Source organism: Bacillus sp. FSL W7-1354, assembly GCF_038002405.1.
In the GTDB taxonomy this organism is placed as follows: domain Bacteria; phylum Bacillota; class Bacilli; order Bacillales; family Bacillaceae; genus Bacillus; species Bacillus paralicheniformis.
The window spans coordinates 2343230-2370198 of record NZ_JBBOCL010000001.1; the positions used below are offsets into that span (position 1 = coordinate 2343230).

29 protein-coding genes and 1 pseudogene are annotated in these 26969 nt (G+C 45.5%); 19 read left to right on the plus strand and 11 right to left on the minus strand.

The features are described 5' to 3' along the window. Window positions 1–33 precede the first annotated feature (33 nt). The gene (locus tag MKZ04_RS11965) at window positions 34–1206 is read right to left on the minus strand and encodes an aminotransferase (protein ID WP_023856135.1); all 1173 of its coding nucleotides are present in this window, start codon (window positions 1204–1206) and stop codon (window positions 34–36) included. Then, window positions 1207–1707 (minus strand): Lrp/AsnC family transcriptional regulator, encoded by a 501-nt coding sequence (locus tag MKZ04_RS11970; protein ID WP_003184796.1) that lies wholly within the window; start codon window positions 1705–1707, stop codon window positions 1207–1209. It lies immediately after the preceding gene. 210 nt (window positions 1708–1917) lie between these two features. Here MKZ04_RS11970 and MKZ04_RS11975 point away from each other — a divergent pair, with 210 nt between their 5' ends. Then, the gene (locus MKZ04_RS11975; RefSeq protein ID WP_023856136.1) at window positions 1918–2739 is read left to right on the plus strand and encodes an alpha/beta fold hydrolase; all 822 of its coding nucleotides are present in this window, start codon (window positions 1918–1920) and stop codon (window positions 2737–2739) included. Between the two features lie 38 nt (window positions 2740–2777). Here the strand turns inward: MKZ04_RS11975 and MKZ04_RS11980 are convergent, their stop codons facing one another. Continuing rightward, window positions 2778–3032 (minus strand): DUF1871 family protein, encoded by a 255-nt coding sequence (locus MKZ04_RS11980; protein ID WP_023856137.1) that lies wholly within the window; start codon window positions 3030–3032, stop codon window positions 2778–2780. Window positions 3033–3111: 79 nt separating this feature from the next. After that, window positions 3112–3610 (minus strand): annotated as a pseudogene (locus MKZ04_RS11985) (hypothetical protein). A 106-nt stretch (window positions 3611–3716) separates the two neighbouring features. Between MKZ04_RS11985 and MKZ04_RS11990 the strand changes: the two are divergent. Beyond that, complete coding sequence (locus MKZ04_RS11990) at window positions 3717–4880, plus strand: MalY/PatB family protein (RefSeq protein WP_025809718.1); 1164 nt, start codon at window positions 3717–3719, stop codon at window positions 4878–4880. Window positions 4881–4906: 26 nt separating this feature from the next. Here MKZ04_RS11990 and MKZ04_RS11995 read toward each other — a convergent pair whose 3' ends face one another. Continuing rightward, complete coding sequence (locus MKZ04_RS11995; protein ID WP_039072953.1) at window positions 4907–5107, minus strand: hypothetical protein; 201 nt, start codon at window positions 5105–5107, stop codon at window positions 4907–4909. Between the two features lie 67 nt (window positions 5108–5174). On the opposite strand from MKZ04_RS11995, the gene MKZ04_RS12000 reads away from it, so the two are divergent. Continuing rightward, window positions 5175–5564, plus strand: a complete 390-nt coding sequence (locus MKZ04_RS12000; protein WP_023856140.1) for a kinase-associated lipoprotein B — start codon at window positions 5175–5177, stop codon at window positions 5562–5564. Between the two features lie 27 nt (window positions 5565–5591). On the opposite strand, the gene kapD is transcribed toward MKZ04_RS12000, so the two are convergent. After that, window positions 5592–6209 carry a 3'-5' exonuclease KapD gene (kapD, locus tag MKZ04_RS12005; protein ID WP_023856141.1) on the minus strand — a complete coding sequence of 206 codons (618 nt, stop codon included), beginning with the start codon at window positions 6207–6209 and terminating at the stop codon, window positions 5592–5594. A 310-nt stretch (window positions 6210–6519) separates the two neighbouring features. On the opposite strand from kapD, the gene MKZ04_RS12010 reads away from it, so the two are divergent. From MKZ04_RS12010 to MKZ04_RS12020, 3 genes are all read left to right on the plus strand, one after another. Further along, window positions 6520–7698, plus strand: a complete 1179-nt coding sequence (locus MKZ04_RS12010) for an MFS transporter (RefSeq protein WP_025809721.1) — start codon at window positions 6520–6522, stop codon at window positions 7696–7698. A 132-nt stretch (window positions 7699–7830) separates the two neighbouring features. Next, on the plus strand, window positions 7831–9666 hold the full coding sequence (locus tag MKZ04_RS12015) for a transglycosylase domain-containing protein (protein WP_052252271.1): 1836 nt from the start codon (window positions 7831–7833) through the stop codon (window positions 9664–9666). A 31-nt stretch (window positions 9667–9697) separates the two neighbouring features. Further along, window positions 9698–10096, plus strand: coding sequence for a thiol-disulfide oxidoreductase DCC family protein (locus tag MKZ04_RS12020; protein WP_033155026.1), 399 nt, complete (start codon window positions 9698–9700; stop codon window positions 10094–10096). Between the two features lie 50 nt (window positions 10097–10146). On the opposite strand, the gene MKZ04_RS12025 is transcribed toward MKZ04_RS12020, so the two are convergent. Beyond that, window positions 10147–10704 carry a YufK family protein gene (locus MKZ04_RS12025; RefSeq protein WP_020452777.1) on the minus strand — a complete coding sequence of 186 codons (558 nt, stop codon included), beginning with the start codon at window positions 10702–10704 and terminating at the stop codon, window positions 10147–10149. 187 nt (window positions 10705–10891) lie between these two features. Here MKZ04_RS12025 and malK point away from each other — a divergent pair, with 187 nt between their 5' ends. From malK to MKZ04_RS12060, 6 genes are all read left to right on the plus strand, one after another. Beyond that, window positions 10892–12493, plus strand: a complete 1602-nt coding sequence (gene malK, locus MKZ04_RS12030; protein ID WP_341045969.1) for a malate sensor histidine kinase MalK — start codon at window positions 10892–10894, stop codon at window positions 12491–12493. Next, a complete protein-coding gene (locus tag MKZ04_RS12035) occupies window positions 12486–13193 on the plus strand; it encodes a response regulator (protein WP_020452779.1) in 708 nt (235 codons plus the stop codon). The genes malK and MKZ04_RS12035 overlap by 8 nt, the downstream gene beginning before the upstream one ends. Before the next feature lie 526 nt (window positions 13194–13719). Further along, window positions 13720–14256: a CDP-diacylglycerol--serine O-phosphatidyltransferase gene (gene pssA / locus MKZ04_RS12045; RefSeq protein WP_020452780.1), complete on the plus strand. Its 537-nt coding sequence runs from the start codon at window positions 13720–13722 to the stop codon at window positions 14254–14256. Window positions 14257–14262: 6 nt separating this feature from the next. Continuing rightward, window positions 14263–14745, plus strand: coding sequence for a DedA family protein (locus MKZ04_RS12050; RefSeq protein ID WP_020452781.1), 483 nt, complete (start codon window positions 14263–14265; stop codon window positions 14743–14745). 42 nt (window positions 14746–14787) lie between these two features. Continuing rightward, window positions 14788–15579, plus strand: a complete 792-nt coding sequence (locus MKZ04_RS12055) for a phosphatidylserine decarboxylase (RefSeq protein WP_039072956.1) — start codon at window positions 14788–14790, stop codon at window positions 15577–15579. 272 nt (window positions 15580–15851) lie between these two features. Next, the gene (locus MKZ04_RS12060; RefSeq protein WP_023856149.1) at window positions 15852–17195 is read left to right on the plus strand and encodes a 2-hydroxycarboxylate transporter family protein; all 1344 of its coding nucleotides are present in this window, start codon (window positions 15852–15854) and stop codon (window positions 17193–17195) included. Between the two features lie 59 nt (window positions 17196–17254). Here the strand turns inward: MKZ04_RS12060 and MKZ04_RS12065 are convergent, their stop codons facing one another. Next, on the minus strand, window positions 17255–17488 hold the full coding sequence (locus MKZ04_RS12065) for a hypothetical protein (protein WP_023856150.1): 234 nt from the start codon (window positions 17486–17488) through the stop codon (window positions 17255–17257). A 245-nt stretch (window positions 17489–17733) separates the two neighbouring features. Between MKZ04_RS12065 and MKZ04_RS12070 the strand changes: the two genes are divergently transcribed. From MKZ04_RS12070 to mnhG, 7 genes are read left to right on the plus strand one after another with little or no spacing between them, the layout of a single operon-like run. Continuing rightward, entirely contained in the window at window positions 17734–20136 is a 2403-nt protein-coding gene (locus MKZ04_RS12070; protein ID WP_080131483.1) for a Na+/H+ antiporter subunit A, read from the plus strand. Continuing rightward, window positions 20133–20564: a Na(+)/H(+) antiporter subunit B gene (locus tag MKZ04_RS12075; RefSeq protein WP_003184834.1), complete on the plus strand. Its 432-nt coding sequence runs from the start codon at window positions 20133–20135 to the stop codon at window positions 20562–20564. Before MKZ04_RS12070 ends, MKZ04_RS12075 begins: the two co-directional genes overlap by 4 nt. Next, a complete protein-coding gene (locus MKZ04_RS12080) occupies window positions 20564–20905 on the plus strand; it encodes a Na(+)/H(+) antiporter subunit C (protein ID WP_020452785.1) in 342 nt (113 codons plus the stop codon). The genes MKZ04_RS12075 and MKZ04_RS12080 overlap by 1 nt, the downstream gene beginning before the upstream one ends. After that, window positions 20898–22376, plus strand: a complete 1479-nt coding sequence (locus tag MKZ04_RS12085) for a Na+/H+ antiporter subunit D (RefSeq protein WP_026580052.1) — start codon at window positions 20898–20900, stop codon at window positions 22374–22376. Before MKZ04_RS12080 ends, MKZ04_RS12085 begins: the two co-directional genes overlap by 8 nt. Window positions 22377–22381: 5 nt before the next feature. After that, window positions 22382–22858 carry a Na+/H+ antiporter subunit E gene (locus tag MKZ04_RS12090; protein WP_020452787.1) on the plus strand — a complete coding sequence of 159 codons (477 nt, stop codon included), beginning with the start codon at window positions 22382–22384 and terminating at the stop codon, window positions 22856–22858. Further along, on the plus strand, window positions 22858–23142 hold the full coding sequence (locus MKZ04_RS12095; protein WP_003184842.1) for a Na(+)/H(+) antiporter subunit F1: 285 nt from the start codon (window positions 22858–22860) through the stop codon (window positions 23140–23142). Before MKZ04_RS12090 ends, MKZ04_RS12095 begins: the two co-directional genes overlap by 1 nt. Beyond that, entirely contained in the window at window positions 23126–23500 is a 375-nt protein-coding gene (gene mnhG / locus MKZ04_RS12100; protein WP_075751277.1) for a monovalent cation/H(+) antiporter subunit G, read from the plus strand. The genes MKZ04_RS12095 and mnhG overlap by 17 nt, the downstream gene beginning before the upstream one ends. Before the next feature lie 36 nt (window positions 23501–23536). Here the strand turns inward: mnhG and MKZ04_RS12105 are convergent, their stop codons facing one another. From MKZ04_RS12105 to MKZ04_RS12115, 3 genes are all read right to left on the minus strand, one after another. Next, entirely contained in the window at window positions 23537–23926 is a 390-nt protein-coding gene (locus MKZ04_RS12105; protein WP_009329508.1) for a hotdog fold thioesterase, read from the minus strand. Between the two features lie 16 nt (window positions 23927–23942). Next, window positions 23943–24581, minus strand: a complete 639-nt coding sequence (locus tag MKZ04_RS12110) for a response regulator transcription factor (RefSeq protein WP_003184849.1) — start codon at window positions 24579–24581, stop codon at window positions 23943–23945. Between the two features lie 86 nt (window positions 24582–24667). Next, the gene (locus MKZ04_RS12115) at window positions 24668–26968 is read right to left on the minus strand and encodes an ATP-binding protein (RefSeq protein WP_039072957.1); all 2301 of its coding nucleotides are present in this window, start codon (window positions 26966–26968) and stop codon (window positions 24668–24670) included. Window position 26969: the final 1 nt, after the last annotated feature.

The following is a 26969-nucleotide window of genomic DNA, read 5'->3' on the forward strand; positions in this document are numbered from 1 at the left end:
ATGTTGATGCGGACCTTTTAGGTGCGCATTTTTTTATTGAACTGCACCGGTCTTCTGGACAAAGCGTTTCATTCTGACGAGCGCTTCCTGAAGCTGTTCAAGCGAGGAAGCGTAAGAACATCTGATATAGCCTTCGCCGCTCGGCCCGAAAACATTGCCCGGGACGACGGCGACTTTTTCTGCGATGAGAAGCTCCTCAGCAAACTGTTCTGAACTCATGCCCGTTTTTTTAACGGAGGGAAACGCGTAAAAAGCGCCCCCCGGCTGATGACAGTCAAGCCCGATTTCGTTCAGTGAATCCACAAACACATTCCTTCGGCGGCGATAGCTTTTTTTCATCTTTTCGACGTCTTCGAGACCGTTTTTAAGGGCTTCCTCCGCCGCAAATTGAGCCATGCTCGGCGCGCACATCATCGAGTACTGGTGAATTTTCAGCATAGGATCCCTTAAATATGCAGGAGCTGCGACATATCCAAGGCGCCAGCCTGTCATGGCAAACCCTTTCGAAAAACCCGATATCAATATCGTCCGCTTTTTCATTCCGGCGATTTCCGCAAAGCTTGTATACGCTTCATCGTATGTCAGCTCGGCGTATATTTCATCCGCTATTACAATCAGGTCATGCTGTTCAGCAAAAGTCGCGATCTCTTCCAGTTCTTTTTTTGTATACACAGAGCCTGTCGGATTAGACGGGGTGCAAAGGATAATGGCCTTCGTACGTTCAGTCAGAACGGCTTCAAAATCGGCTGCGCTCGCTTTAAATCCGCGTTCTGCGTTCGTGTGAATGTGAACCGCTTTCCCCCCCGCCAAAGAAACAAGCGCTTCATAAGCGACAAAACAAGGCTCGGGAATCAGCACTTCTTCTCCGGGATCAAGGATCGCCCTGACCGCAATATCAAGCGCCTGGCTTGCTCCGACTGTGACAATCAGCTCGTCATCAGGAGCATAATCCAGATGAAAGCGTTTATTCAGATAAGCGCTGATCTCTTTTCGCAAAGAAAGAAGACCCGCGTTTGCCGTATATGACGTGTAGCCCTGTTCAAGGGAAAGGATGCTCGCTTCCCTGACATTCCACGCCGTTACAAAATCGGGCTCTCCGACGCCCAATGAAATCACGCCTTCCATTGTGGACGCAAGATCAAAAAATTTGCGGATGCCCGACGGTTTGATTTGCTGGGCTGCTTTAGAAATATAAGTTGTCCTCATTTAAGGAGACACCACGATTCTTTTGTCATCATCACCGGAGTCAAAAACTTTACCGTCATGCTTGTATTTCTTTAAAATAAAGTGGGTGGTTGTCGACACGACCGATTCGAGCGTCGATAATTTTTCGGACACGAAATGCGAAATATCCGACATCGTTCTGCCGCGGATGACAACAGACAGATCATATACGCCTGACATCAAGTAAACGGATTCAACTTCCTGAAAACGATAAATCCGCTCGGCCACTTCGTCAAATCCGACGCCGCGCTTCGGTGTTACCTTCACATCGATCATCGCTGTCACGCCTTCATGGCCGTCGACTTTTCGCCAGTCGATCATTGCCGAATAATCGATGATGACCTTTTCTTTTTCAAGCTTTTCGATAATCGCTTTTGTTTCTTCCTGTGAAATGTTCGCCATTTTAGCAATGGTTTCAGGTTCGAGGCGGCTGTTTTCCTCTAATATTTCCAATATTTCTGTTTCTTTTTCTGTTAGCTTCATCTCGTTATCACACCTTTATATGTCAAGAAATCTTCTGAATATTATAGCACGTTTTTGAACGAATGTAAGGCGGTAAAAAAAGCGAAATCAAAGCGTGAAAAAAATTTTTTCGGGTACGATAAATAACGTACTCAGGACTTAGGCGACAACATGCAGCCAGCAGCCAGATTGTTTGAACATGAAAGAAAAACATTCGGAGTGATTTGGATCATGCTGTTAACAAAACCTTCTATTGAAACCATTCAAGGGGTCAATATATATTATGAGCATTACGAGAATCCGGGCAGGCAATCGCTCGTTTTAATACACGGCTTTCTTTCTTCCTCGTTTTGCTACAGAAAAATCATTCCTCTTCTGAAGGATGAGTTTAATTTAGTCGCCGTTGACCTGCCTCCCTTCGGCCAATCAGAAAAATCCAGCACCTTTGTGTATACCTATCAAAACATGGCCAGGGTGGTCATCGAACTGATCGAAAGGCTGAGGATTAGAGACGCCGTGCTTGTCGGACATTCGATGGGCGGCCAGATTTCACTTTATGCGATAAAGGAAAGGCCTGAACTGTTCAAAAAAGTCGTCCTGCTGTGCAGCTCAGGCTATTTAAAGCGTTCCCCCCGCCCGCTCATTTTCGGGAGCCATATTCCTTATTTTTATTTGTACATCAAGCGCTGGCTGTCAAAACAAGGCGTCCTGAAAAATCTCATGAATGTTGTCTACGACAGATCTCTGATCGATCAGGAGATGATCAATGGCTACCTGAAACCGTTTCTCGACGATCAAATTTTCAGGGCGCTCGCGCGTCTCATCAGACACCGGGAAGGCGATTTATTACCGGACGATTTGAAGAAAATCGAGACGCCTTCCCTCTTAATCTGGGGCGAAGAGGACCGCGTTGTCCCTGTACAGATCGGCAAAAGGCTTCATCAGGATTTGCCCAATTCTATTTTCTATTCCCTGCGGGAAACCGGCCACCTCGTCCCCGAAGAAAATCCGGATTATGTATCAGACAAAATTGCCGATTTCATTTTGACATGAATATAAAAAAACCGCCGTTTGGCGGTTTTTAATTTTGATCAGCACGAACTGCTGTCTTTGATCGCAAGGAGCCGTTCAGCCAGCTGTTTGCATTTTGCCAGCGGCAGCGTCTGATCAAATGATACTTCAAAAACGGACTGGATAGCTTCGCCCAGCCGCTCTGCGTCGTTTTCCGTGTAGACGGCCTGAACAATCTCGGCCGCTTCCGTTTCATAAAAATCGGGTCCGGCTTGAAACGGATCCCATTCCTTTATGATGTGGATGATTTGTGCTGCTGCCTGACTTTCTTTCATCATGATCACCGCTTCATTGTAATGTTTCAAAAGCTATTGTATCATAACGCGCCGGCTTGTCGATAAGGAAAGCACCAGGCTATCGGCCGGCTTGTCTCCGCTTCCTCCGCCAGGCGATCAGCAGCAGCCCGATGCCGTTGACGAGAATCAATCCGAACACGGTATTTCCGAGGGGCGCCCAGCCGTTTTCCCCCGTCAGCATCACTGACAGCACAACCTTGCCGATCAGCGTCACATTCAATACCGCAAGTCCCCACCCTAAGGAGCGCTTCCAAAATGCCGCGCCAATCAACACGAGAAACCCCATCATAAAAGCGAGCGTGAGCACGGCAGAAAGCGGGTTGGACAAAAGCATCTGCTCGTAATCCAAAACAGCCTGCATCTCCGGATTGATCCGCTCGGGGACGGGAAACCAAAACATGCTGCTCGTCATCAGCAAAAAAGTAACGATGACGCCTTTCCAAGTCCGCCTATAGCAAAAATACGCAAGCGCCACAAGAAAGACCGGGCGAATATACCAGCTCATAGGGTTGAGATGACGCTGAAAAGCCCACTCAGGGCACACTGCTCCATTCCATCGGATGCCACTCCCTTTACTTTATAAAAGCTTTCATGGTTAAAACATTGCAATCTATCCTTATCACAGTTAATGTATAACATATGAAAAAGACATGAGGTGAGATCATGGATTTTAATACAGAACATAACAGACGCGGGACCCAGTCTGTGAAGTGGGACTTAACACAGGAATTATTCGGTGTAGATGACGCGCTTCCAATGTGGGTGGCTGATATGGATTTCCGCGCCCCCCAGCCCGTTATCGACGCTCTTCAGCAGCGCTTGGAGCACGGGGTTTTTGGCTATACATCTGCAAGCGCGGGCACGAACGAAGCTGTCACCGATTGGCTTAGCCGCCGGCACGGATGGAATACTGAACCGGCGTTTATCACTTTCAGCCCGGGCATTGTAACAGCGCTAGCCCAAGCGGTGCAGGCGTACACAGAGCCAGGAGAGCGGGTGGTCGTACAGCCGCCTGTATATACGCCGTTCTTTGATATAGTTGAAAAAAACGGACGGGTTGTGTTACACAATCCATTAATCGAAAAAGACGGCCGCTATGAAATGGATTTTTCCGACCTTGAAAAAAAGCTTGGGGAACCGGATGTGAAGATGTTCATTCTTTGCAATCCGCACAATCCTTCCGGACGTTCATGGTCGAAAGAAGAGCTGACAACGCTGGGCGAACTCTGCCTTAAACACGGTGTCACAGTTGTTTCCGACGAAATCCATTCAGACCTGATGCTGAACGGACTGAACCATACGCCGTTCGCCTCTTTATCTCCGGAATTCGCGGATATTTCGATCACATGTATTGCACCGAGCAAAACGTTTAACTTGGCCGGGTTGCAGGCCTCAGCCATCATCATACCCGACAAGGCGAAGAGAACCGCCTTTGCAAAAGTTATGCAGCGTCAGGGACTGCATTCTTTAAATACATTTGCAGTTGCAGCAATCGAAGCGGCCTATTCAAAAGGCGAACCGTGGCTCGATCAGCTTATCCCTTACATCGAACGAAATATGGAAGAAGTCCGCCGCTTTTTAGCAGAGGAGCTGCCCGAGGTCCGCATGATGGAGCCAGACGCCTCTTACTTGGCATGGCTTGACTGCCGCAAGCTCGGATTGACGGATCAGGACATCAAACGGCTTCTCCTTCATAAAGGAAAGCTGATTCTGGAGCCGGGACCAAAGTACGGACCGGGCGGAGAAGGATTCGTCAGAATGAATGTCGGATGTTCGCTCTCTGTTGTAAAAGACGGGCTCAGACGTCTGAAGACCGCTTTTTCATAAGCGTTCCGGCTGAAAAACGGGCGCTTCTAAGAGCGCTTGTGGATGGTTTCATTCAATTCTCTTTCCAGCTTTTCCGCTTTTTCAGCTTCTTTTTTGGAATGTTTAATGATCAGCCGGAATACAAAAATTGCGATGATAAAGAAAACGGCCAGCGTAATAAAAGAAGGGATATATTCTCTTTTGTCTTCAGGAAAATAGAGCATAAACTGAATCAGAAACGGCGCCATTTTTCTTCCTCCCTGAAATGATTTTTTTACCATTTATTTATTATGATACCATTAGGAGGCAGATGCAGTGAACAACCAATTTCAAGTCGGCGATCGTGTAAAGGGCTTTTATAAGACAGGCGTCTACATCGGCGAAATTACGGATGTTAAACCGATGCACTACCTTGTCAAAATCCTCGCCGTGCTGACCCACCCGAAGCAAGGCGATCTTCACCATCCCAACAAGGCAGACGTCCCTTTTTTTCATGAACGAAAAGCGCTCGCTTTCGGTGAACAGACAAATATCCCGCATCGTATGGTGAAGCCGTTCGATGAAGCTGTACCGGATTATGCGGATTCGCTCCGCTCAGCTTTAAACCGTTTAAAAACGGATCTGCAAAACGATTCGTCCGAATACGCGGCAAAATCGCTTGAACTTATTCATGCGCTTGAAAATGAATATTTCCCGCACAAATAACCCAATCTGTTCGCCAGATTGGGTTATTTATGTGGCGTGCGGAAAAACTTTTGAAAGATCAACCCGTTCGCCGATCGTCGTCGGTTTCGGATTTTCCAAATACTTCTTATCCCGTTCTACGAGCCGAAACAGCTTATACGTTGTCATCGCGTCGTCTAGCGCTTTATGCTGTTTTCCCGTTCCTGAATCGCCGTACTCTTCCGCTGCTTTCCACAAATTCGTCAATGTTTTGTCACCAAAGAATTCCTTGTACTCCATGGAAAGATCCCTCATCTCTCCTTTAAACGGAAACGGAACATGGTTGAACATGCAATTTTGCTTCAGCACTTTCATATCCATGTTTCCCCATGTAATGATGGCGCTGTTTTGGTCAGGATCAAGCTCCCGCAGCTTTTCAATCAACGCGTTAAACGTGATGCCTTGGTCAACCTGTTCCTGTGTAATGCTGAGAAATTTTTTGCAGCGCCTCGTTAATTTAGGGAACTTCTTCGGCTTAATATAGCTTGAAAATGTCTCAACCACCTCATCATGAACCGCCTTTACAATCCCTGCTTCTATGATTTCCGGGAAAAAATTTTGCGGGTGATACTTTCCCTCAGGCATTGTAAATTCAAAATCAATAATCAGTAAGGTGCTCGCTTCCAACTTTCACACCTGCCTTTCTATCTCAATATAAAAAACTTATGGATGTAGCGCAGCGGATTGAAATCGTCCAAGCCTAAAGCCTTCTGAATGTTTTCAAAAGTACGTTCATATTTCTCTTATTATATCATTATATTTCTATATTTAAGGTTTTAATTTCTGAAAATGTTGAAAATTCCTTCAAATACCCAATTTTCATTTTTTCAATGAGCAGCGATTCCATACAGCTTCCACATTTCATTTATAATGAAGGAAATTCAAACTTTTTAAGAAGGTGATTCGCATCTCTGTTTATAAGAAAAACCTTGTGATCATGTGGTTCGCGAATTTTTTCGTGGCCGCAAGCTCTACAATGGTTCTGCCGTTTCTTTCCCTCTATATCGAAACGCTCGGCAGCTATTCGGACGGATTTACGGCAAAATGGAGCGGATACGTTTTCGGCGTCACATTTTTGATGGCCTTTTTGGTTTCTCCTTTTTGGGGAAGGTTCGGAGATAAACACGGCTATAAAAAAATCCTCTTGATCACGGGCACCGGCATCGGCACTTGCATTCTTCTCATGTCCCTTGTCTCTTCCGTATACGAACTGTTTTTTTTGAGAATGGCGATGGGGCTCGTAACCGGGTTCATTCCCACTTCCCTTGCCATGATTTCGGCTCAGACGCCGAAAAAAACGGCTGGCAAAGTGCTCGGCACGCTGCAGATGGGCACGGTCTCAGGAGGGTTATTCGGCCCCTTGCTCGGCGGTCTGCTCGCCGATCGCGTCGGTTTTACATATACGTTTTTCATTACGGCATTTGCCATTTACAGCGCCGTTTTCCTCGTGTTTATCGGAGTGCGTGAACGTCCTTTGAAGGCGAAGCGCGATGCCTCCGCCGGGTATACGAGAAAGCAGGTGCTGCAGACGATTTTGCACCAGCGCCCGCTGATTACGGCGATGATCCTCACCGCTGTGATTCAAGTGGGAAACTTTAGTGTTCAGCCGCTGCTTGCCTTATATGTCAGCGAGCTGCACGGAACTGACAATCTCGCATTTTTCTCAGGGCTGGCTTTTTCTGCAACCGGCCTTGGAAGCCTTCTCGCCGCGAGAAAATGGGGCGTCTTAGGCGATCGGTTCGGCCATGGAAAAATATTGATGATTCTCGCGCTGGCTGCCGCGGTTTGCGTTATCCCGCAAGGACTTACATCTCAGTATGAAATGCTTGTGTTCTTCCGCTTTCTGTTCGGAATCGCGCTTGGCGGGATGATTCCCTGCATCACCGCCTTAATCCGAGTTGAATCTCCGGGGCCTATTCAAGGGGAAGTGCTTGGCTATAATGTAAGTTTCAGATTTTTGGGCAATGTCATCGGCCCGGTGCTCGGCGGCGTTCTTTCCAGCTTTTTCGGAATTTCTTCCGCTTTTTACGCAACTGCCGTCCTCTTTTTCGGCGGAGCATGCCTTCTGATATTCCAAAGGTCCCAGCAAAAAAAATCAGAGGCAAAAGCAAGCTGAAATCGGATAAAAAACTGCCAATCTATCAAATTATCCTTCTCGATATCGAAAAAGAATGGTACGATATGGCTAGAATTTAGCGAAAAGAGAGTGACAAAGTTGCGTTCATTTTTTGGATGGATTTTTCTGTTGATGTTAATTCCTATATTTGTCTTTACCTTAATGGCCTCCGGCCGGGAAGCTCAGGATATGAAGCCTCTCGATCAGGTGCTCGATGAGAAGATCAATATAAAAGATATCGGCCTTGTACAAAACAGCTACATGTATGACAGGGACGGCGCCCTGATTTCAGAAATTGTTTCAGATCACCAAAACCGGGTATTTGTCCCCTATAAAAATATCCCTGATCATGTGAAGCAGCTGTTTCTCACTTCAGAGGATCGGCATTTCTTTCAGCATAAAGGCTTTGATTTTATCGGAATGGCCCGGGCCGCCGCAGCCAATGTCAAAAAAGGCGGCATTGATCAGGGAGCCAGCACGATTACACAGCAGCTTTCGAGAAACTTGTATTTGAACCATGAACGAACCTTCGACCGCAAGTTCACAGAGCTCCTGTATTCCTATCAGCTGGAAAAAAAGCTTTCAAAAGAAGAAATTTTTGAGAAATATTTAAACACGATCTATTTTAATCATGGGGTCTACGGAATTGGATCCGCGTCTTATTTCTATTTCAGCAAGCCTTTGAAATCTCTCAACCTTGCCGAAACGGCGTTTATTTGCGCGATCCCTAATAACCCTACATTATATGATCCTTTGAAACATTTTGACTACACAAAAACCCGCCAAAAGCGGCTGCTTGAAGGGCTGAAAAAAGCGGGCGTGATCACTGAAAAAGAATACAGCAAAGCCGTAAAGCAAAAAATTACGCTTCATGTAAAAGAAAAGAAAGACGCTTATCCCGACTATACGACTTATGTCAACGAGGAATTCACCAAATTGGTGTCCGCTTCGGAAGGGTTTGACGAACGGCTGAAAAAGGCAAAAACAAAAGAAGAAAAGAAAAAAATCGAAAAAGAGCTGTCTAACCGCATCAGCTCCCTCACGACGAGCGGGATCAAAATTTATACGGCGCTCGATACCGGGATGCAAAACCGGGTCGTCCAGCAAGTGAATAATCGCCTCCCTTATGAAGGCGTACAAGGCGGAGCGGTGGTGATCAACCACCAAACCCATCAAATCGTCGCCATGTCCGGCGGGAAAAACTATAAAAAGTATGATTACAACCTGGCATTCCAGGCATACAGGCAGCCGGGATCATCGATTAAACCGCTCCTTGACTACGGGCCGTACATTGAAGAAACGGGTGCGACGGCAGGCAGCATGATTGACGCAAGCAAATTTTGCAGCAAAGAATACTGTCCGAACAACTTCAACGAAAGAACATACGGAACCGTGTCGATCAAGACAGCCTTTAAAAATTCGTATAATACACCGGCCGTACGAATGCTGAACCGGGTCGGCGTGCAAAAAGGATTCAGCTATTTAAAACCGTTCGGATTTGATAAAATCGTTCAAAATGACTACCGTCTTCCTGCTGCACTGGGCGGATTTACATGGGGCTTCTCACCGCTGGAGATGGCCGATGCCTATACGACTTTCGGCAATAACGGCAGCTATACATCCAGCCATGCCATCACAAAGGTGACGGACTTAAAAGGCAAAACGCTTTACAAATGGAAAGACAAACCGCAGCAAGTATTCAGCATGCGGACAAACAACCAAATGCGTCAGCTCTTATCAGCGGTTGTCAAAGAAGGAACCGGGAAAAAAGCGAATTTCAGCGGCGGATATGTAGGAGGCAAAACCGGAACATCCAACGGGTACAGAGACCTTTGGTTTGTCGGATTGACGGATACGTACACAATGAGTGTATGGGTCGGAAAAGAGGCAAAAGGCAATGTCGAGTATCTGCATCACGCGGGACCTCAACTTTTAATCTGGAGAGGAACGCTTGCATACGCATCTTAAATCAAAAAAGGGGTGGCTGAAAGTGGCTGATATGCCTGAGCGAATCGTTCTGTTTGACGGCGTGTGCAACTTTTGCGACGGAGCCGTTCAATTCATCATCAAGCATGATCCAGAAGGCTTATTTTCATTCGCTTCCCTGCAATCTGATGCCGGGGGGAAGCTGCTCAAGCAATATCAGCTCCCCTCCGATCATTTTGACAGCTTTATTTTGATCGAAAACGGACGGGTATATCAGAAATCAACCGCGGCCTTGCATGTGGTGAAAAGCCTTCCTGGTCTTTGGCGGGCCGCTTCCGCCCTCTTGATCATTCCCAGACCGCTACGGGACGCCATCTACAGCGTGATTGCGAAAAACCGTTACAAATGGTTTGGGCAAAAAAGCGAGTGCACCATTCCCGGTCCTGAGATCAGAAAACGATTTTTGTCATAAAAAAACCGGAGCCGCCGGACAAACGTCCGCGCTCCGGTTTTTTGCATGGCTCAAACGGGCAAGCTCGCCATGACGCTGTTATATAGCTTGATGACGATATACACCGTGCCGATTAAAAACGTAAACCAAAACAGCAGCTCAAACATAATAAAGCCGATTAATGACATAAATGAAAGCGTGCTGTGGATCGCATAAACGATAAAAATTAAATATACGAGTGTTGCGAGTAAAAAAAGCGCTGCAATTCCAGCGGCATATTGGACAAAAATAAAGGATAAAAGGCTTGCTCCCAGATACACGGCAGAACCGACCCTGATTTTCCTCAGGTTCGCTCCTTCAGGATCTTTGGCGAAAAATAAGAGGGCAAGCTCTGTCACTGTATTGGCAATCAGCTTCAAAGCGGAAAATACCATGAAAAAAATCAGCGTAAACACAGCAAACAAAGCCATCCGGATGCCGCTCTCAGAGAAAAATTCGAGCATTCCTTTGTAAATGCCGAGAGAAGACAGTATCCCCATGGCATAGATAACGGAAGAAATCGCAAGAGATGAACTGAAAAGAAGAATTGCGATAAAAGGAAAAAAGCCTGTTACATACGTATTTTTCATAAAAAAAAGTCCCTTTCTGATATGTTCCTCATTCATTATGTACGACTTAGGACCTGTTGACAAGAATATTTTCCATATTTTTAATTTCTGCTGTTCGCGGCAGAAAGGGGCAGGATTCTTCACAAATTCGCCATTTACTTGTAAAGTATTATGTGTTGACTAATCAATAGATCGCGAGGAATCGCCGTTGAAAAAAACATTAAAACTGCAGACACGATTAACGATATTTGTCTGCGTCGTCGTTTTGATTTCTTTATTGATCGCGTTTTTTATGGTCGGTTCCGAGACCGCAAGGAACATTCGGGAGCAGGAGCAGCAGATTGCCCTGCAGACGGCGGAGATGGTCGCCGAAGCTCCGATTACGGCGCAATCGCTGGAAAGCGGCGAATACGATGAGCTCCGAACATACACCGCCCGCGTTCAAAAAATCACCGAGACTGAATTCGTCGTTGTCATGGATATGAACAGCATCCGTAAAACCCACCCGGATCCGAATAAAATCGGAAAGAAATTTGCCGGCGGGGACGAAAAAGAAGTGCTGAAGGGCCGCCGCCACATTAGTACGGCAAAAGGCACGCTCGGTGAATCACTGAGGGCTTTTGTTCCCATCTATAATAAAACGGGCAGCCAGGTCGGAGCGGTAGCGGTCGGAATCACCCTTAACGAGATTGAGCAGATCACCCAGCAAAATCTCCGCCCTTTATATACGGTCATCGTCCTCAGCATCTTCGCCGGAATCATCGGAGCTGTCGTCGTGGCGAGGAAAGTAAAAACGATTATGTTCGGTATGGAACCGTATGAAATTGCAACGCTTTTGAATGAACGAAGCGCGATGCTTGAGTCGACAAAAGAAGGGATACTCGCCGTTGACCGAACAGGAAAAATCAAGCTCGCCAACGCGGAAGCGAAGCGCCTGTTTCATAAAATGGGGATCGAAGAGAATCCGATCGACCGGGATGTCACCGACATCTTGCCAAACAACCGCCTGAAACAAGTGATCGATACTCAGAAGCCCGTTCTGGACCGCGACGTTAGAATCAACGGGCTAGAACTTGTCTTTAATGAAGTTCCGATCCACTTAAAAAAGGGAAACATCGTCGGAGCGATTGCCACATTCCGCGACAAAACCGAAGTGAAGCACTTAGCTGAGCAGCTGTCCGGTGTTAAAATGTACGCAAACGCGCTCAGGGCGCAGTCGCACGAGTTTATGAACAAGCTCCACGTGATTCTCGGTCTCGTTCAATTAAAGAACTACGACGAGCTTGGAAACTATATAAAAGACATTGCGATCTATCAGCAGTCTGAAGCGAGCGAAATTATCAACCATATTAAAAACTCGGTGCTCGCCGGCTTTTTGCTCGGCAAGCAGAGCTATATCCGGGAACAGGGGGCCTCGCTGGAGGTTCATTGCAGCACGAGGATTCCGGATACAGCCAACACAGCGGTGATACACGATTTAATCACCGTTATCGGGAACCTTCTCAACAATGCCCTGGATGCCGTTTCCGCAACTGATAAGAAAAATATCTCGATTTCATTCCGCCACCATGACGGACAGCTTGATATTGAAGTCACGGATACGGGAGTCGGCATATCCAAGGAGGAACAGCAGAAAATGTTTGATCAAGGCTTTTCAACAAAGGGCTCCAACCGGGGGTTCGGGCTTTATTTCGTCGAACAAAGCCTTGAAAATTTAAATGGACATATCATCGTGACAAGCGAAAAGAATGAAGGAACGACATTCAGTCTCCGCATTCCGTATGAACCAAAGGAGGATGACCATGATTGATGTATTAATTGTTGAAGATGACCCGATGGTAAGAGAGCTGAATAAACGTTACCTCAGCCAGGTAGAGGGATTTCAGCTGAAGGGAATTGCCGCTTCTTTTCAAGAGGCTCTCACCTTCCTCAGGGAAGAGCACATCGATCTGATCCTGCTCGATATTTATATGCCGGGCAGGAACGGCGTCGAGCTGCTCACTGAGATCAGACGCCAGAATCAAGCTGTCGACGTGATCGTCATCTCAGCGGCCAGTGAAATGGATGTTGTTCAAAAAACGCTGCGGTACGGGGCTGTCGATTACTTAATCAAGCCGTTCGAATTTGAGCGGTTTCAAAGCGCCCTAACCGATTACAAACGGAAGCAGCAGCTTTATGCAAGCAACCGGAATATCAGCCAAAAAGAGCTGGATTTCGAACTTTTTCAAAAAAAACGCGCGCCCGAAAAGATGCATTTGCCAAAAGGGCTGACCAAAAGCACGCTGAATCTCATTTGGTCAAGCATCAGATCGTTTGACAGCTTGACGTTCACAACAGAAGATTTGGCCAATCACACGGAAATCTCTCAAGTTTCAATTCGCAAATACTTGAAGTTTCTGGAGGAAATCGAAGTTCTCAACGTAGAAATGGCCTACGGCACGATCGGCAGACCGGTTTTCCAATATAAATTAAATACAAATGACTTGAACGTGATTAACCAATATCTATAACATGTCCCCTCCCCGCCCGCTGCTTCCTAAAGACAGCGGGCGTTTTTTTGTGACGGTCACGCTTGACTTCTCGCATGCCGCCGTTACCGGACAAGGATTTATCGCGCTCGCTGCGCTTAGGGTTCGACCCAATCGAATCCGCTCTGTTCTTCGGCTTCGCTCAAAGCTATCAACAGCATCGGGTCCACGCTTCCCTTCTTTAAAGAAATACCAAGCGTCTGATGCTGATTTCGCCTTGCGTTTGACGATTCCCGCGCTGGCCTGATATATCGGCTTATATTAAAGGAAAACGCGAACCGAACGATAGAATAAGAGAGCGTCTGCTCTCTTATTCATTTTTTTGTTACCTTAACAAAATATAAATTTTTTTGACGCCGCCAGTGTCTTTACCACTTTTATGGTATGATGAAAAAGTCTGGTTATCAATCATTTCAGGAATTTTATTGCAGACAGGAAGCAAATCGTATACAATTTAATATTGTTTAATTTCTATATAAAACGTTTTTATTTAAAGGATGCGAAAACATTGAATAAATCAGTCATACCTTCTTTAATTACGATTGGAAACTTTGTTTCGGGCATCTCTTCAATATTGCTTGCATTCAGAGGGTATTTATTCTTAGCCATTATATTTGTTCTGATCGGCGCTATCTTGGACAGCCTTGACGGCATGGCCGCGCGCAGATTAAATGCCGTCAGCCCGTTTGGAAAAGAATTGGATTCTTTGTCTGATATTATCACTTTCGGAGTCGCCCCGGCCATCATCACCTATTCAATCGTTTTTTATGATGCACCGATCTTAGGCCTTCCTTCGACATTGTTATTCCCTGTTTGCGGAGCGCTTCGGCTGGCGCGATTTAATATTCAATCAGAGAACCAGGATTATTTTACAGGCCTTCCGATCACCGCAGCCGGAACAATTCTGGTTTGCTTAAACCTTTTATCAGAGATCCTTGGCAAAAAGCCGTACATTTTGATTATGCTGTTCCTGTCCTTTCTCATGGTCAGCAAAATCAAAGTCATCAGCCTGAAGGGGAAAAAACTATTGAAGAAAGTGAGCTAGTTTTTCATGGAGTTGGCAAAAGAATTGATTTCCCAATACGGGTATTTTGCGATATTCGGGATGCTTGTTCTCGGAATTGTAGGCCTGCCGATACCCGATGAAGTCATGATGACATTTGTCGGTTATCTGTCTTCTATTCATCTATTAAACTATGAGCTGTCTCTTTTGATCAGCTTTTCAGGTGCGGTATCAGGGATGCTCATCAGTTACTTTCTAGGGAAGAAAATCGGTAAACCGCTGCTCGATAAGTTCGGGAAATGGATCGGTCTGACGCCGAAAAGACTGGACACCGTGCACCGCTGGTTTGAAAAATACGGCCCGTGGACGATTCTTTTCGGCTACTTTGTTCCCGGAATCCGCCATGTGACATGCTATCTGTCCGGCATGAACGAGATGGACATGAAAAGGTTCCTGATTTATGCCGGATCAGGGGCTTTTATTTGGTGTCTCGTTTTTATTACGATCGGATACACAATCGGCGTGATTTAAATACCGCTTGCATCCCGTGTGATCAGTAAAGGAGTGAACAGCTTGAAAAAGCGGCTTTACCGGTTTTTGATCGAGTTGACGAATAAAAAGGGCGTGTCCCGGATGCTGAAAAAGTTTGCTCAGTCAAAGCTCAGCAAACCTCTCATCCCCTCCTATATCAAAACCTTTCATATCAATACAGAAGAGATGCAGGAAGATGTCCGCTCTTTTAACAGCCTGCACGAGCTGTTCATCAGAAAATTAAAGAGCGGTGCACGCCCCCTTCCCGCTGAACCAAACAGCCTGGTCAGCCCTGTGGACGGAGTCATCGAAGAAATGGGCGCCATCACGCGCGACAAGCAATTTACCGTCAAACAAAAGCTCTATTCCGTAGAAGAAATGATCGGGCGATCCGAGATCGTGAACCGCTATATCGGTGGAACCTATATCATCATCTATTTAAGCCCGAGGGACTACCACAGAATTCACAGCCCGGCTGACGGTACACTTGAAACGCAATATTCGCTGGGAAGCGCGTCTTACCCCGTGAATCAAATCGGTTTGACCTACGGGAAATCGCCGCTGACAAAAAACTACCGGATGATTTCCGAATTTAAGCATCAATATGGGTCCGCCCTGCTTGTGAAGGTCGGGGCGATGTATATTAACTCGATCGTGATGCTCGAGGAGTCAAAAGAATGGCGTCAAGGCGACGAAATCGCATATTTCTCTTTCGGCTCGACCGTTATCCTGCTGTTTGAAAAGGATACCTTTATTCCTGATGAGCGCCTTCACCCCTCTCTTCAAGTGAAAATGGGAGAGGCGTTAGGATCTCTTGCCAAAAGAAAATCATAATGCAAAGCCCCCGAAAACAGCTTCGGGGGTTTTTTAAATTGCTGCTTTAAAAAAGCTTTCTCCCCGGACAGGGAATTCCCTTTTTTACCTGGATACGACTCCCTAATAAACCAAAAGACCTATAAATTGATCAAAATCAAGCAGATTCCTCCTCTTTTCCCGCTCTTTTTCGCTTTAATTTAATTATCAATCGATTATTTTAATTTAAAAAACGCACAGAATTGACACTTTTCTTCTACAATTGAACACATACAAACATGGGGGTGTTTTTGATGGAAGCAGCAAAAGATTTGAAACCGATTACAAATCACGGTCATAAAGAAAATAAAAATTTTTTCCAGAAGTTGATCAATTGGAAAATCGGCGTGATTCCGTTTCCGCTATACATTGCGCTTGCGCTGATTATTTTTCTGGCAGCTTACTATAACGAATTGCCGAATGACATGCTTGGCGGTTTCGCGATCATTATGATTCTCGGTATTATTCTCGGGGATGTTGGACAGCGCATTCCGATTTTAAAAGATATCGGCGGACCTGCCATTCTCTCGCTATTTGTTCCTTCGTTTTTAGTCTTTTTCAAAGTGCTTAACCCCGCATCTATGGAAGCGGTTACGACTTTGATGAAAACGTCGAATTTTCTGTATTTTTACATCGCATGTTTAGTCGCGGGAAGTATTTTAGGAATGCATCGCACGGTTCTGATTCAAGGTTTTATGAGAATGTTCGTTCCGTTGTTGGCCGGGACGGTCGCAGCGGTTGCCGCCGGTATTCTCGTCGGTCTGTTGTTTGGCTACAGCCCTTATGAAGCTTTCTTCTTTATTATTGTACCGATTATTGCCGGAGGCATCGGCGAAGGAATCCTGCCGCTGTCACTCGCTTACTCGCAAATTTTGGGACAATCCACAGATGTATTTGTTTCACAGCTCATTCCGGCCGCTATTATCGGAAACGTCGTTGCCATCATCTCAGCCGGACTGATGAAAAAGCTTGGCGAAAAGCGGCCTGAGCTGAATGGTAACGGCAGGCTCGTCAAATCGAAAAAAGACGATGAAATTTTCAACCAAAAAGAAGAGGAGCCGAAAATCGATTTGAAATTAATGGGTGCCGGCGTTTTAATCGCATGTTCCTTCTTCATTTTCGGCGGTTTGGTCTCCAAGTTCATCGCAATTCCGGGAGCGATCCTGATGATCATCGCGGCGGCTGCCGTAAAATATGCAAAGCTTCTGCCTGCAAGCATGGAAAAAGGCGCACACCAGCTTTACAAATTCATGTCATCAAGCTTCACTTGGCCGCTGATGGTCGGGCTCGGCATTCTTTACATCCCGCTTGATGATGTGGCGTCCGTTATTTCCCTGCGCTTCATCGCCGTCTGCGCTTCAGTCGTCATTGCCATGGTGACATCAGGCTACTTTGTCGGCAAATTAATGAACATGTACCCTGTTGAATCAGCGATTGTCACCGGCTGTCACAGCGGTCTCGGCGGTACGGGGGACGTGGCTATTCTTTCGGCTTCAGGCCGGATGGGGCTGATGCCGTTTGCGCAAATCTCAACGCGTCTCGGCGGGGCAGCAACCGTCATTATGGCGACCGTTTTACTAAGGTTCTTCACCTCGTAAGGGCCGCATAAAAAAACAAAAAGGAGTCTGATCTATACGATCGGATTCCTTTTTTGTTTTCAGCGTTTCTCAACTCTGATATATTCTCTCGGTTTAAAGGGAGCTCTTTCTTTTCCCGTTAAGGACTGATCTTCCGCTCCCGTCTGAAGCGGCGTATAATCCCCGTGATATTGAGGGCCTTCGTCCGTTCCTATCCCCGGAGTCTGTTCACGCGTCATTTCCCTGTTGATCATAAACGCTCCCGCAAAAAGCGAACAAAATAAACTTAAGCTGATAAAAGCTTTCCTTCTCATCTTTCATCACCTCAAATTCATCTTGTTCAAAAAAACTTTCCATTATACAAATGCCGCATTTTTTGTTAAAATTGTTTTCAGGTTCATAAGACCGCATAAACCGCGGTTATCATGAGATCATGCAGCCGATTAAAATTTGAGTTATAATTTGTCTAGGTCACCAGTTCTAAAAAAGTACATAACGTTTGAAAATTTTAGTATGGAACAGAATGTATTTATACATGCTACCTTAAAGGGAGGTTAATATGACGGCTTTACATATTGCAATTTTATCGCCTTTTGCACTCGCCTTTTTGATTCCGCTATTGGCGAAAAACGTCAGAAAGATTCATACAGGCTGGTTTGTCCTGGTTCTTCCTGTTCTATTATTTATTTATTTTTTCCGCATGATCAAAATGACGGCGGATGGCGGAACATTAAAGGCTGTACTGGAATGGATTCCGTCCTTTGGCATTAACTTTACCGCATACGTTGACGGACTCGGATTGCTATTCGCCCTTCTGATTACAGGGATAGGGTCTTTGGTTGTCCTTTACAGCATCTATTATCTATCTAAAGAAAGAGAGCAGCTCGGACCGTTTTACGTTTATCTGCTCATGTTCATGGGGGCAATGCTCGGCGTTGTTCTCGTTGATAACGTCATTGTACTTTATTTATTTTGGGAATTGACCAGCATATCGTCTTTTTTGCTCATCGGCTATTGGTACAAGCGGGAAAAATCAAGATACGGCGCGACAAAATCGATGCTTATCACCATTTTCGGCGGTCTTTCCATGCTTGGAGGCTTCATTCTTCTTTACACGATTACGGGTTCATTCTCGATCAGAGAAATGATCAACCAAGTTGATTTAATTTCGGGCCACGGCTTTTTCATTCCGGCTCTCGTGCTGGTGTTAATCGGAGCCTTTACTAAATCTGCGCAGTTCCCTTTTTACATCTGGCTTCCAGACGCGATGGAAGCACCAACGCCTGTAAGTGCTTACCTGCACTCCGCCACGATGGTAAAAGCGGGAATTTATATCGTTGCAAGATTCACCCCTGTGTTCGCTTTTTCCGGCGAATGGTTTTGGATCGTGTCCCTCACGGGGATTGTCACGCTTTTCTGGGGTTCGTTCAACGCCGTCAAGCAGACTGATCTAAAAGCGATACTTGCCTTTTCTACGGTCAGCCAGCTCGGAATGATCATGTCGATGCTCGGCGTCGGTGCCGCAGCTTTGCACTATCAAAATTTTGAATACTATATGGTTGCAGTAATCGCCGCCGTTTTTCACTTGATCAACCACGCGACATTTAAAGGCAGCCTGTTCATGGCGGTCGGAATCATCGATCATGAAACGGGAACGAGGGATATCCGCAAGCTCGGCGGTCTGATGACGATCATGCCGATTACGTTTACGATTACGCTGATCGGCGCGTTTTCAATGGCTGGTCTGCCGCCGTTCAACGGCTTTTTGAGCAAGGAAATGTTTTTCACCAGCATGCTCAGGATTACGGATTTTAATTTGTATAACGCCGACACATGGAGTTTTGTGCTTCCTGTTCTGGCTTGGATCGGAAGCGTGTTTACGTTCATTTACTGCATGGTTCTGCTGTTTAAAACGTTCGGGGGGAAATATCAGCCTGAAAAACTTGAAAAACAAGCGCATGAGGCTCCACTCGGTATGCTGATTTCGCCGATTGTCCTCGTCTCTCTCGTGGTGATTTTTTTCTTTTTCCCGAACATTCTGTCATACAGCATCATTGAACCGGCTGCATCGTCGATTATGCCGACCCTTTTGGACGGAGACGAAAAATTCAAGGTTCATATTTACATGTGGCACGGCTTTTCATCTGAACTCTACATGACAATCGGCGTCGTTGCTCTCGGCGTTCTCGCCTATTTGACCTTGTCAAAATGGCGGAAGGTCTACGGCCTCTTCCCGGAAAAACTGACGCTCAACAAACTGTACGACAGCTCGTTGTCTGGGCTTGAAAAAGGCTCCAACAAGATTACAAGAACGTATATGACCGGGTTTCTTCGCGATTATCTCGTCTATGTTTTTGTCTTCTTTATCGTGATCATCGGCGGATCGCTCGTTGTTACCGGAGGCTTTTCATACGATGTGAAAGGCAATGCTTCAATCGGCATCTATGAGCTTGTTCTGTCAGCCGTCATGATTGCCGCAACATTTACCACCGTTTTCGCAAGATCAAGACTGACGGCGATTATCGGGCTCGGCGTCATCGGCTACACGCTTGCGCTGTTCTTCGTCATTTTCAGAGCGCCGGATCTCGCGCTGACGCAGCTGATTATCGAAACGATTTCAGTCGCATTGTTCCTGCTTTGCTTCTATCATTTGCCGAAGCTCAGATTCAAGCCGAAGTCGGCTAAGTTCAGGTTAACAAATGCGCTTGTCTCGGTCGGAGTCGGAACTGTTGTGACGCTGCTCGCACTTTCTGCAAACAGCCAGCGCTCCCTTGAAAGCATCGCATCGTATTTTATTGAAAACAGCTATAAACTCGCAGGCGGCCACAATATCGTCAACGTGATATTGGTCGACTTCAGGGGATTTGATACATTGTTTGAAATTACCGTACTTGTCATAGCCGCTTTAGGAATATACGGCATGATCAGGCTCAGAATGGGGAAAGGAGGGGAAGAGCATTGAAAAAGGTTCAGACGAATGATGTGATCCTGCAAACCGTTACAAAGATTGCATCCTTTATCATTCTGCTCTTTTCTTTCCATCTGTTTTTTGCCGGCCATAATAACCCGGGCGGCGGTTTTATCGGCGGATTGATGACGGCGTCTTCGCTCGTCCTTCTGCTGCTTGCCTATGATTTAAAAACGGTGCAGAACATTTTGCCCGTCAACTTTATCTATGTGGCGGCCGTCGGCTTATTCATTTCCGTTTCCACCGGAATCGGTTCATTTTTATTCGGCGCTCAGTTTCTTTCCCACGCGTTTGATTACTTTAACCTTCCGCTCTTGGGGAAAACGGAGCTTGCCACCGCGGTATTGTTTGATATCGGGGTTTATCTCGTAGTGGTCGGCGTGACCATGACCATTATTCAGACGATTGGGGAGAGAGAATAATGGAGATTTTAATGTCTTTTATTGTAGGAATTTTGTTTATGGCGGCGACATATCTCTTGCTTTCAAAAAGCCTTCTGAGGGTGATTATCGGAACTGCCGTTCTCAGCCATGGCGTCCACCTGCTTCTGCTGACAATGGGAGGGTTAAAAAAAGGAGCGCCCCCCATTTTAAATGAAGAGTCGTCAACCTATGTCGACCCTCTCCCTCAGGCGTTGATTTTAACGGCGATCGTCATTGCTTTCGGGGTCACCTCGTTTCTCCTGGTCATGGCTTTCCGCGCCTACCAAGAGCTGAAAATGGATGATATGGATCAAATGAGGGGAAATGATCAACATGAATAATCTTGTAATTCTGCCAATACTGATTCCTTTAATGGCCGCAGTTCTGCTCATCTTTATGAACAAGTCGATCGTGCTGATGCGTGCATTCAGCGCCATATCTTCCATTGCGGCGATCGCGGCGGCCGCTGTTCTTGTGCAGACCGTCTATACGGACGGAATCCAGACCTTATATCTCGGCGGGTGGAAGCCGCCGTTCGGGATCAGCCTTGTCGCTGATCAATTCGCCAGCCTTCTGGCGTTAACGACAGCCATTATCGGATTTCTGACGGTTCTTTATTCGTTTCGCTCCATCGGCGAAAAACGCGAGCGTTTCTTTTATTATCCCGCGGTCCAGTTCCTGCTTGCCGGAGTTAGCGGCGCTTTCTTAACCGGGGATTTGTTTAACCTGTTCGTATTTTTTGAGGTTCTCCTGATGGCTTCGTATGTGCTGATCGTCATTGGCGGCACGAAGATCCAGCTGCGGGAATCTCTGAAGTACATCGTCTTTAACATTATCTCTTCCGCCCTCTTTGTCATCGGAGTCGCTTATTTATATGCGGTGACGGGCACATTAAACATGGCGGATTTGAGCGTTCGGATCAGTGAATCGGGCCAAACCGGGCTGATCACGGTCATTGCTGTTTTATTTTTGATCGTCTTCGGTTTAAAAGGCGGCATTTTCCCGCTGTATTTCTGGATGCCTGGTTCTTATTATGCGCCGCCTGCCGCTGTGTCCGCACTGTTTGGCGCACTTCTGACCAAAGTCGGCCTATACGCGATCACAAGGGTGTTTACATTAATTTTCACCCAAGACGCGGCTTTTACTCATCAATTAATGGTCTGGCTTGCGGCCCTTACGATCATCTTCGGTGTCATCGGCTCGATCGCCTACTGGGATGTTCAAAAAATCATTATCTACAATATTGTGACTGCGGTCGGTGTGATCTTATTCGGTATCGCCGCCAATACGCCGGCTTCGATCGAAGGATCTGTCTACTATCTGATTCATGACATGATCATTAAAGGAGCGCTGTTTATGCTTGGCGGAGCGCTGTTTGCTCTGACAGGGACAAACAACCTGAAAAAAATGAGCGGCCTGATCAAAAACCATCCGGTGCTCGGCTGGATGTTTATGATTTCAGCTGTTTCATTGGCAGGGGTCCCTCCTTTCAGCGGATTCATCGGCAAGCTGAAAATTGCAGAGGGCGGCTTTCTAAGCGGTGAATTCGTGATTACGCTGCTGATGCTTTTATCCAGTCTGCTCGTCTTGTATTCCGTCATGAAAATATTTATCAACGGCTTCTGGGGGGATGAACAGGAAGATGCTCCGGCCAAAAGACCGCTAAAAGGCTATATGTATCCGGCAGCGGTACTGCTCTTTCTGTCGCTTGCCATCGGACTCGGAACCGAGCTTATCGCGCCGTATTTCCATCAGGCGGCTGATACGCTCGTCAACCCCGAAAAATATATTGAAGCCGTTTTGAAGGAGTAGATCGCATGGCATTACAAATATTGTTGAACTTTATTCTTGCGTTGTGCTGGATGTTTCTGAACAATGACTACACCGCTGCCGGGCTTGTCGTCGGTTATGTGATCGGATTATTCTCGCTCTTTCTGATGAGGCGTTTCTTCCGCCGCCGCTTTTACTTAATTAACATTTGGGCGATCATTAAACTGCTGTTTATTTTTATTAAAGAGCTCGTTCTCGCAAACGTCAGCGTATTAAAGACGATCTTATCCCCAAGGTTAAAAAATAAGCCCGGCATCTTCGCCTTCAAGACAGACCTTAAAGCGGACTGGGAAATCACGACATTGGCGAACCTGATTACGCTGACACCAGGCACATTGGTCGTCGATATCTCTGATGACCGTTCGATTCTTTATATTCATGCGGTCGATATCGATGATGCTGAGAAAGCCATCAGTGATATCCGCATTTCGTTTGAAGAGGCCATTAAGGAGGTAAGCCGCTGATGTTTGAATTTATTTTGCAATTGTCACTCGGCATTTTGGCGGTCTCCACTTTTCTGTATGTCCTGAGGGTCATTAAAGGGCCGAGCATCCCGGACAGAGTGGTGGCGCTTGATGCGATCGGCATCAACCTGATCGGAATTACGGCTCTCGTGTCCATCTTGTTAAATACGACAGCATATTTGGAGGTCATCCTCTTGATCGGTATTCTGGCCTTTATCGGCACTGTCGCATTTTCTAAATTCCTTGAGAAAGGAGAGATTATCGAAAATGATCGAAGCCGCTAAATTGCTTATCGCCGTCTTGGTCCTTCTTGGCGCACTGATATCGTTAGCCGCTTCCTTTGGAACGCTGCGGCTGCCTGACGTATACTCAAGAATCCACGCCGCTTCTAAAGGAGCGACATTGGGGATCATCAGCGTGCTGCTCGGCGTATTCTTTTACTTCTGGTTTCTGCACGGCTTCATTACGGCCAAAGTGCTGCTCGGTATCGTCTTTGTATTTCTGACGTCTCCTGTAGGCGCCCACCTGATCGCAAGAGCCGCCTATAACACCGGCGTAAAAATGGAAAAGAAAAGCGTACAGGACGATTATGAAGGCTACAGAAATTTTCTGATTAAAAAGAAGGAAGATTCCTATTTATAAAAAGAAAACTCGCCCTAAAAGGCGAGTTTTTTTGGTTTACGATGAAGGGCGGCTGATGACCGCCATCGTGCACCTGGACGTGCAAATCAGGCTGTCTTGCTCATCGCGTATTTCAATTTGAAACACCATTGTTGATTTGCCTACATGCAGAGGCGTTGCGACCGCTTTAACCGTTCCGTCTTTCACCGATTTAATATGGTTGGCGTTGATCTCAAGCCCGAAGCATGCCTGCTCTTTTGGATCGATATGCTGATATGCCCCGATGCTTGCCACCGTTTCAGCAAGCGCAACGGACGCACCTCCATGCAGATAACCGAATGGCTGACGCGTTCTTTCGTCGACAGGCATGACCGCAACACACCGCTCTTTGCTGCATTCCTTCAACTCGATTCCCAACGCTTCAAGAAGTGTATGTTTCGTTTCCATCACAATCGTCCCTTCATCAAAGTACGCCTTCAGATTTCGCGATTAAAACAGCCTCTGTCCGTGATCCTACATTCAGTTTGCTGAATACGGAAGTCAGACTGTATTCGATCGACCGCTTGCTTAAATGAAGCGCATCGGCAATTTCCTGGTTTGTATAGCCTTTTTCGACTTCTTTTAAGATCAGGCATTCCCTTTCAGTCAAAAGATCGTGCTGGGTCTGCTGGCTGTTTGACTTCGATTTTTGCTGTGTAATCAGCTGCTTGAAATAATCATAATCGACGACAATTTTATTATCCAGTACCTGATATATGTACTCTATAATCTTTTCCTTCGATTCCGTTTTGCTGATGGCGCCGTGCATGCCGGAACGAATCGCCTCTTCAAAATAATCTTCGACTTCATAGCCTGTGTAAACGATAATTTTGCATGATGAACACGTCTCAAGGATTTTCTTAGATAGGTCCATACCGTTGATTTCACCCAAATTTAAATCCATTAAGATCAGGTCATACGCAGAAAAATCATGCTTCTTGAGAAATTGTTCGCTGGCTTCAGGGCTGAGGCAATCGACAACAAAGTCCTGGTTCGTTTCAAGAATTGCCTTCGTCCCCTCCATGACAGCCGGATGATCATCGATCACAAGTAATCTTCTCATAATTTCCTCCCTTTTGCGTAACCTTGCCCTATCACCATTTTATAGAAAAAACTTGGCGGATGCCAAGCAAAAATGTTAACTAAACATTACAATTCCATTTCAATGGCGACCCTGAAGCCTTTCCCTTCTGCTGTCTGTATATCCAGACTGCCGTTCAGCGCGCGGACTCGCTCGCGAATGCCCGACAGCCCCATGCTTGCGCTGTTTTGATAAAGCTTGTCCGGATCAAAACCGATGCCGTCATCTTCATAATGAAGAACAACTTTTTCTTTTATGCAGACAAGCATAATCAAAACCTCATTAGCTTTCGAGTGTTTAACCGCATTGCTTAAAAGCTCCTGCACAATTCTGTACAAATTCAGCTGCGTGTCCAGGTCGAGCACCTTTGAGAACCTTTCCGTATTGAGGCGGATCTTATCGATCGATGAGGACTCCTGATGCTGCGCCGCCAGTTTCGAAAGGGCTTTGACCAGTCCGAGATCGTACAACAGCTGCGGCCTCAGCTCCTGACACGTTTCCCTTGTCGTCTGGATGACGGTGGACATTTGCTCATTCATATTGATGAGCCTTTGCCTGATTTGATTCGTACAGACTTTATCTTTTTCAAAATCAGCCAGAAACATCTCGCTTTGATGCTTCAAGGAAATCATGTCCTGCAGCACAGAATCATGAAGATCACGGGCCAAATCAGATCTCTGCTTCTCTTCAATCGCAAACATCAATTTATTCAGCCACGCCGGATTCGGCCCTTCTTTTTTCACATGTTCCAGATGCTCCATCAGCTCGCCGATTTTCAAGACGTTTTCCAGGGAAACACTCGTATAAAACGCCAGCGTCTCAAGCCACGAAATCTCATCGCGCGTCAGCCTAGGCGTATTTAAAACCGACAAACACAGCATGACATAAGAAGTCCCGCCCCGTTCACCGATCTTAATCAAAAATCCGCGGTCGACTTCGACGATTTTGCCGATGTCGGTGATGACCTTGGTTACTTCTTGTTCGTACGGGATCCACGGATATTCTTCGGTATCTCCCTCGAGCAAAGATATTGTCCCGTCGCTTTTAACTTTCAGAACATGGGCTTGGCTGACAATCAAAACATCGAGAATTGTTTGTTTCAATTCCAACAAAACCTGATTTAAAGATGAGTGTGTTCGAATCGTTTGTGTAAACTTAAATATACTGTCTTGGTAGTTATACTTTTCTGAAAAACGTTTCAGACGAAAGCGATAGTCAAGAATTTCTTTAAGATAGAAAACCCCTAGAATTATAAGATAGACATAAATTGCTAATCTTGCATCATAATAGTCTCCTTCTTGAAATTTCATCAGCTTTACAGTAGAAACCATGATGATGGTTGGAATGATTGCAAGCAGTCCATAATATTTTAACCTTCCTATCAAAAATTCCACGTCATACATTTTGTTTGATATAAATAGATAAACTAATGTAAAAGGAATAATTAATAGAAACGGAGCAACTACTGCTGCAGAATAGATAAAATCATCAATGACTAAGACCGGGATAACATAAAATGCAATAAAAGGAAAAACCGCAAAAAAGTTGCCAAGCATCAGCATTTTTAAAAAATATGTTTGCTCTGTATTTTTATGTTTAACCATACCGTAAACAAACACAGATATCACTAATACTAATCCCATGAAAAATGAATATAAATTAATATAAGGAATAGGTCCATTAAGTTTTTCAAAAGTACCACTAAAAATCTCAAGAACTAGATTTAAAACCGGCAGTAAATAAAAGAAAAACACCTTATTACTACATAGTTTTCTGCCTATCTCTTTAAAATATTGATATATAAAATGCAAGTAACTGATTGGAATTGATATAAAGGTTAATAAATTTACATACCTACTAAACACATTACCTCTTGAAACTCCTCCTGCACTTACATAAGCAATCGATACAGTAAGCAAAAATAGGATTAGTAAAAATGAAGATGTTTGTTTCTTTTTAGATTTTAAAATTAAAATAACACAAAGCAAGCATAACAAATAAAACACTATCGGGATTAAAACAGTAAATAAGATATCATAGCTAATGATGGTGTCTCTTGTATCAGTAGTGATGATTTGTCCGTTCCTCTCAATAGAAAGGGAACTAACATTAGCTAGTATACTATTCTTCGGCTGGTCTTTAGACGGCTTTTTATTGTTCACTTCAAGAATAATATCCCCAGCTTTTAAGCCTGTGTAATCCGCCAGTGAATCTTCTTGTATATAATCGACCACAAGTTGATTGTCTGAATTGTATTTTAAATATGCACCTACAAATAAATTGTTATAACATATATAAACTACGTAACAGCTATAGATAAAACTAAGACAGACAAGTATAACTGAAATAATTTTCAAGGAAAATTTCATT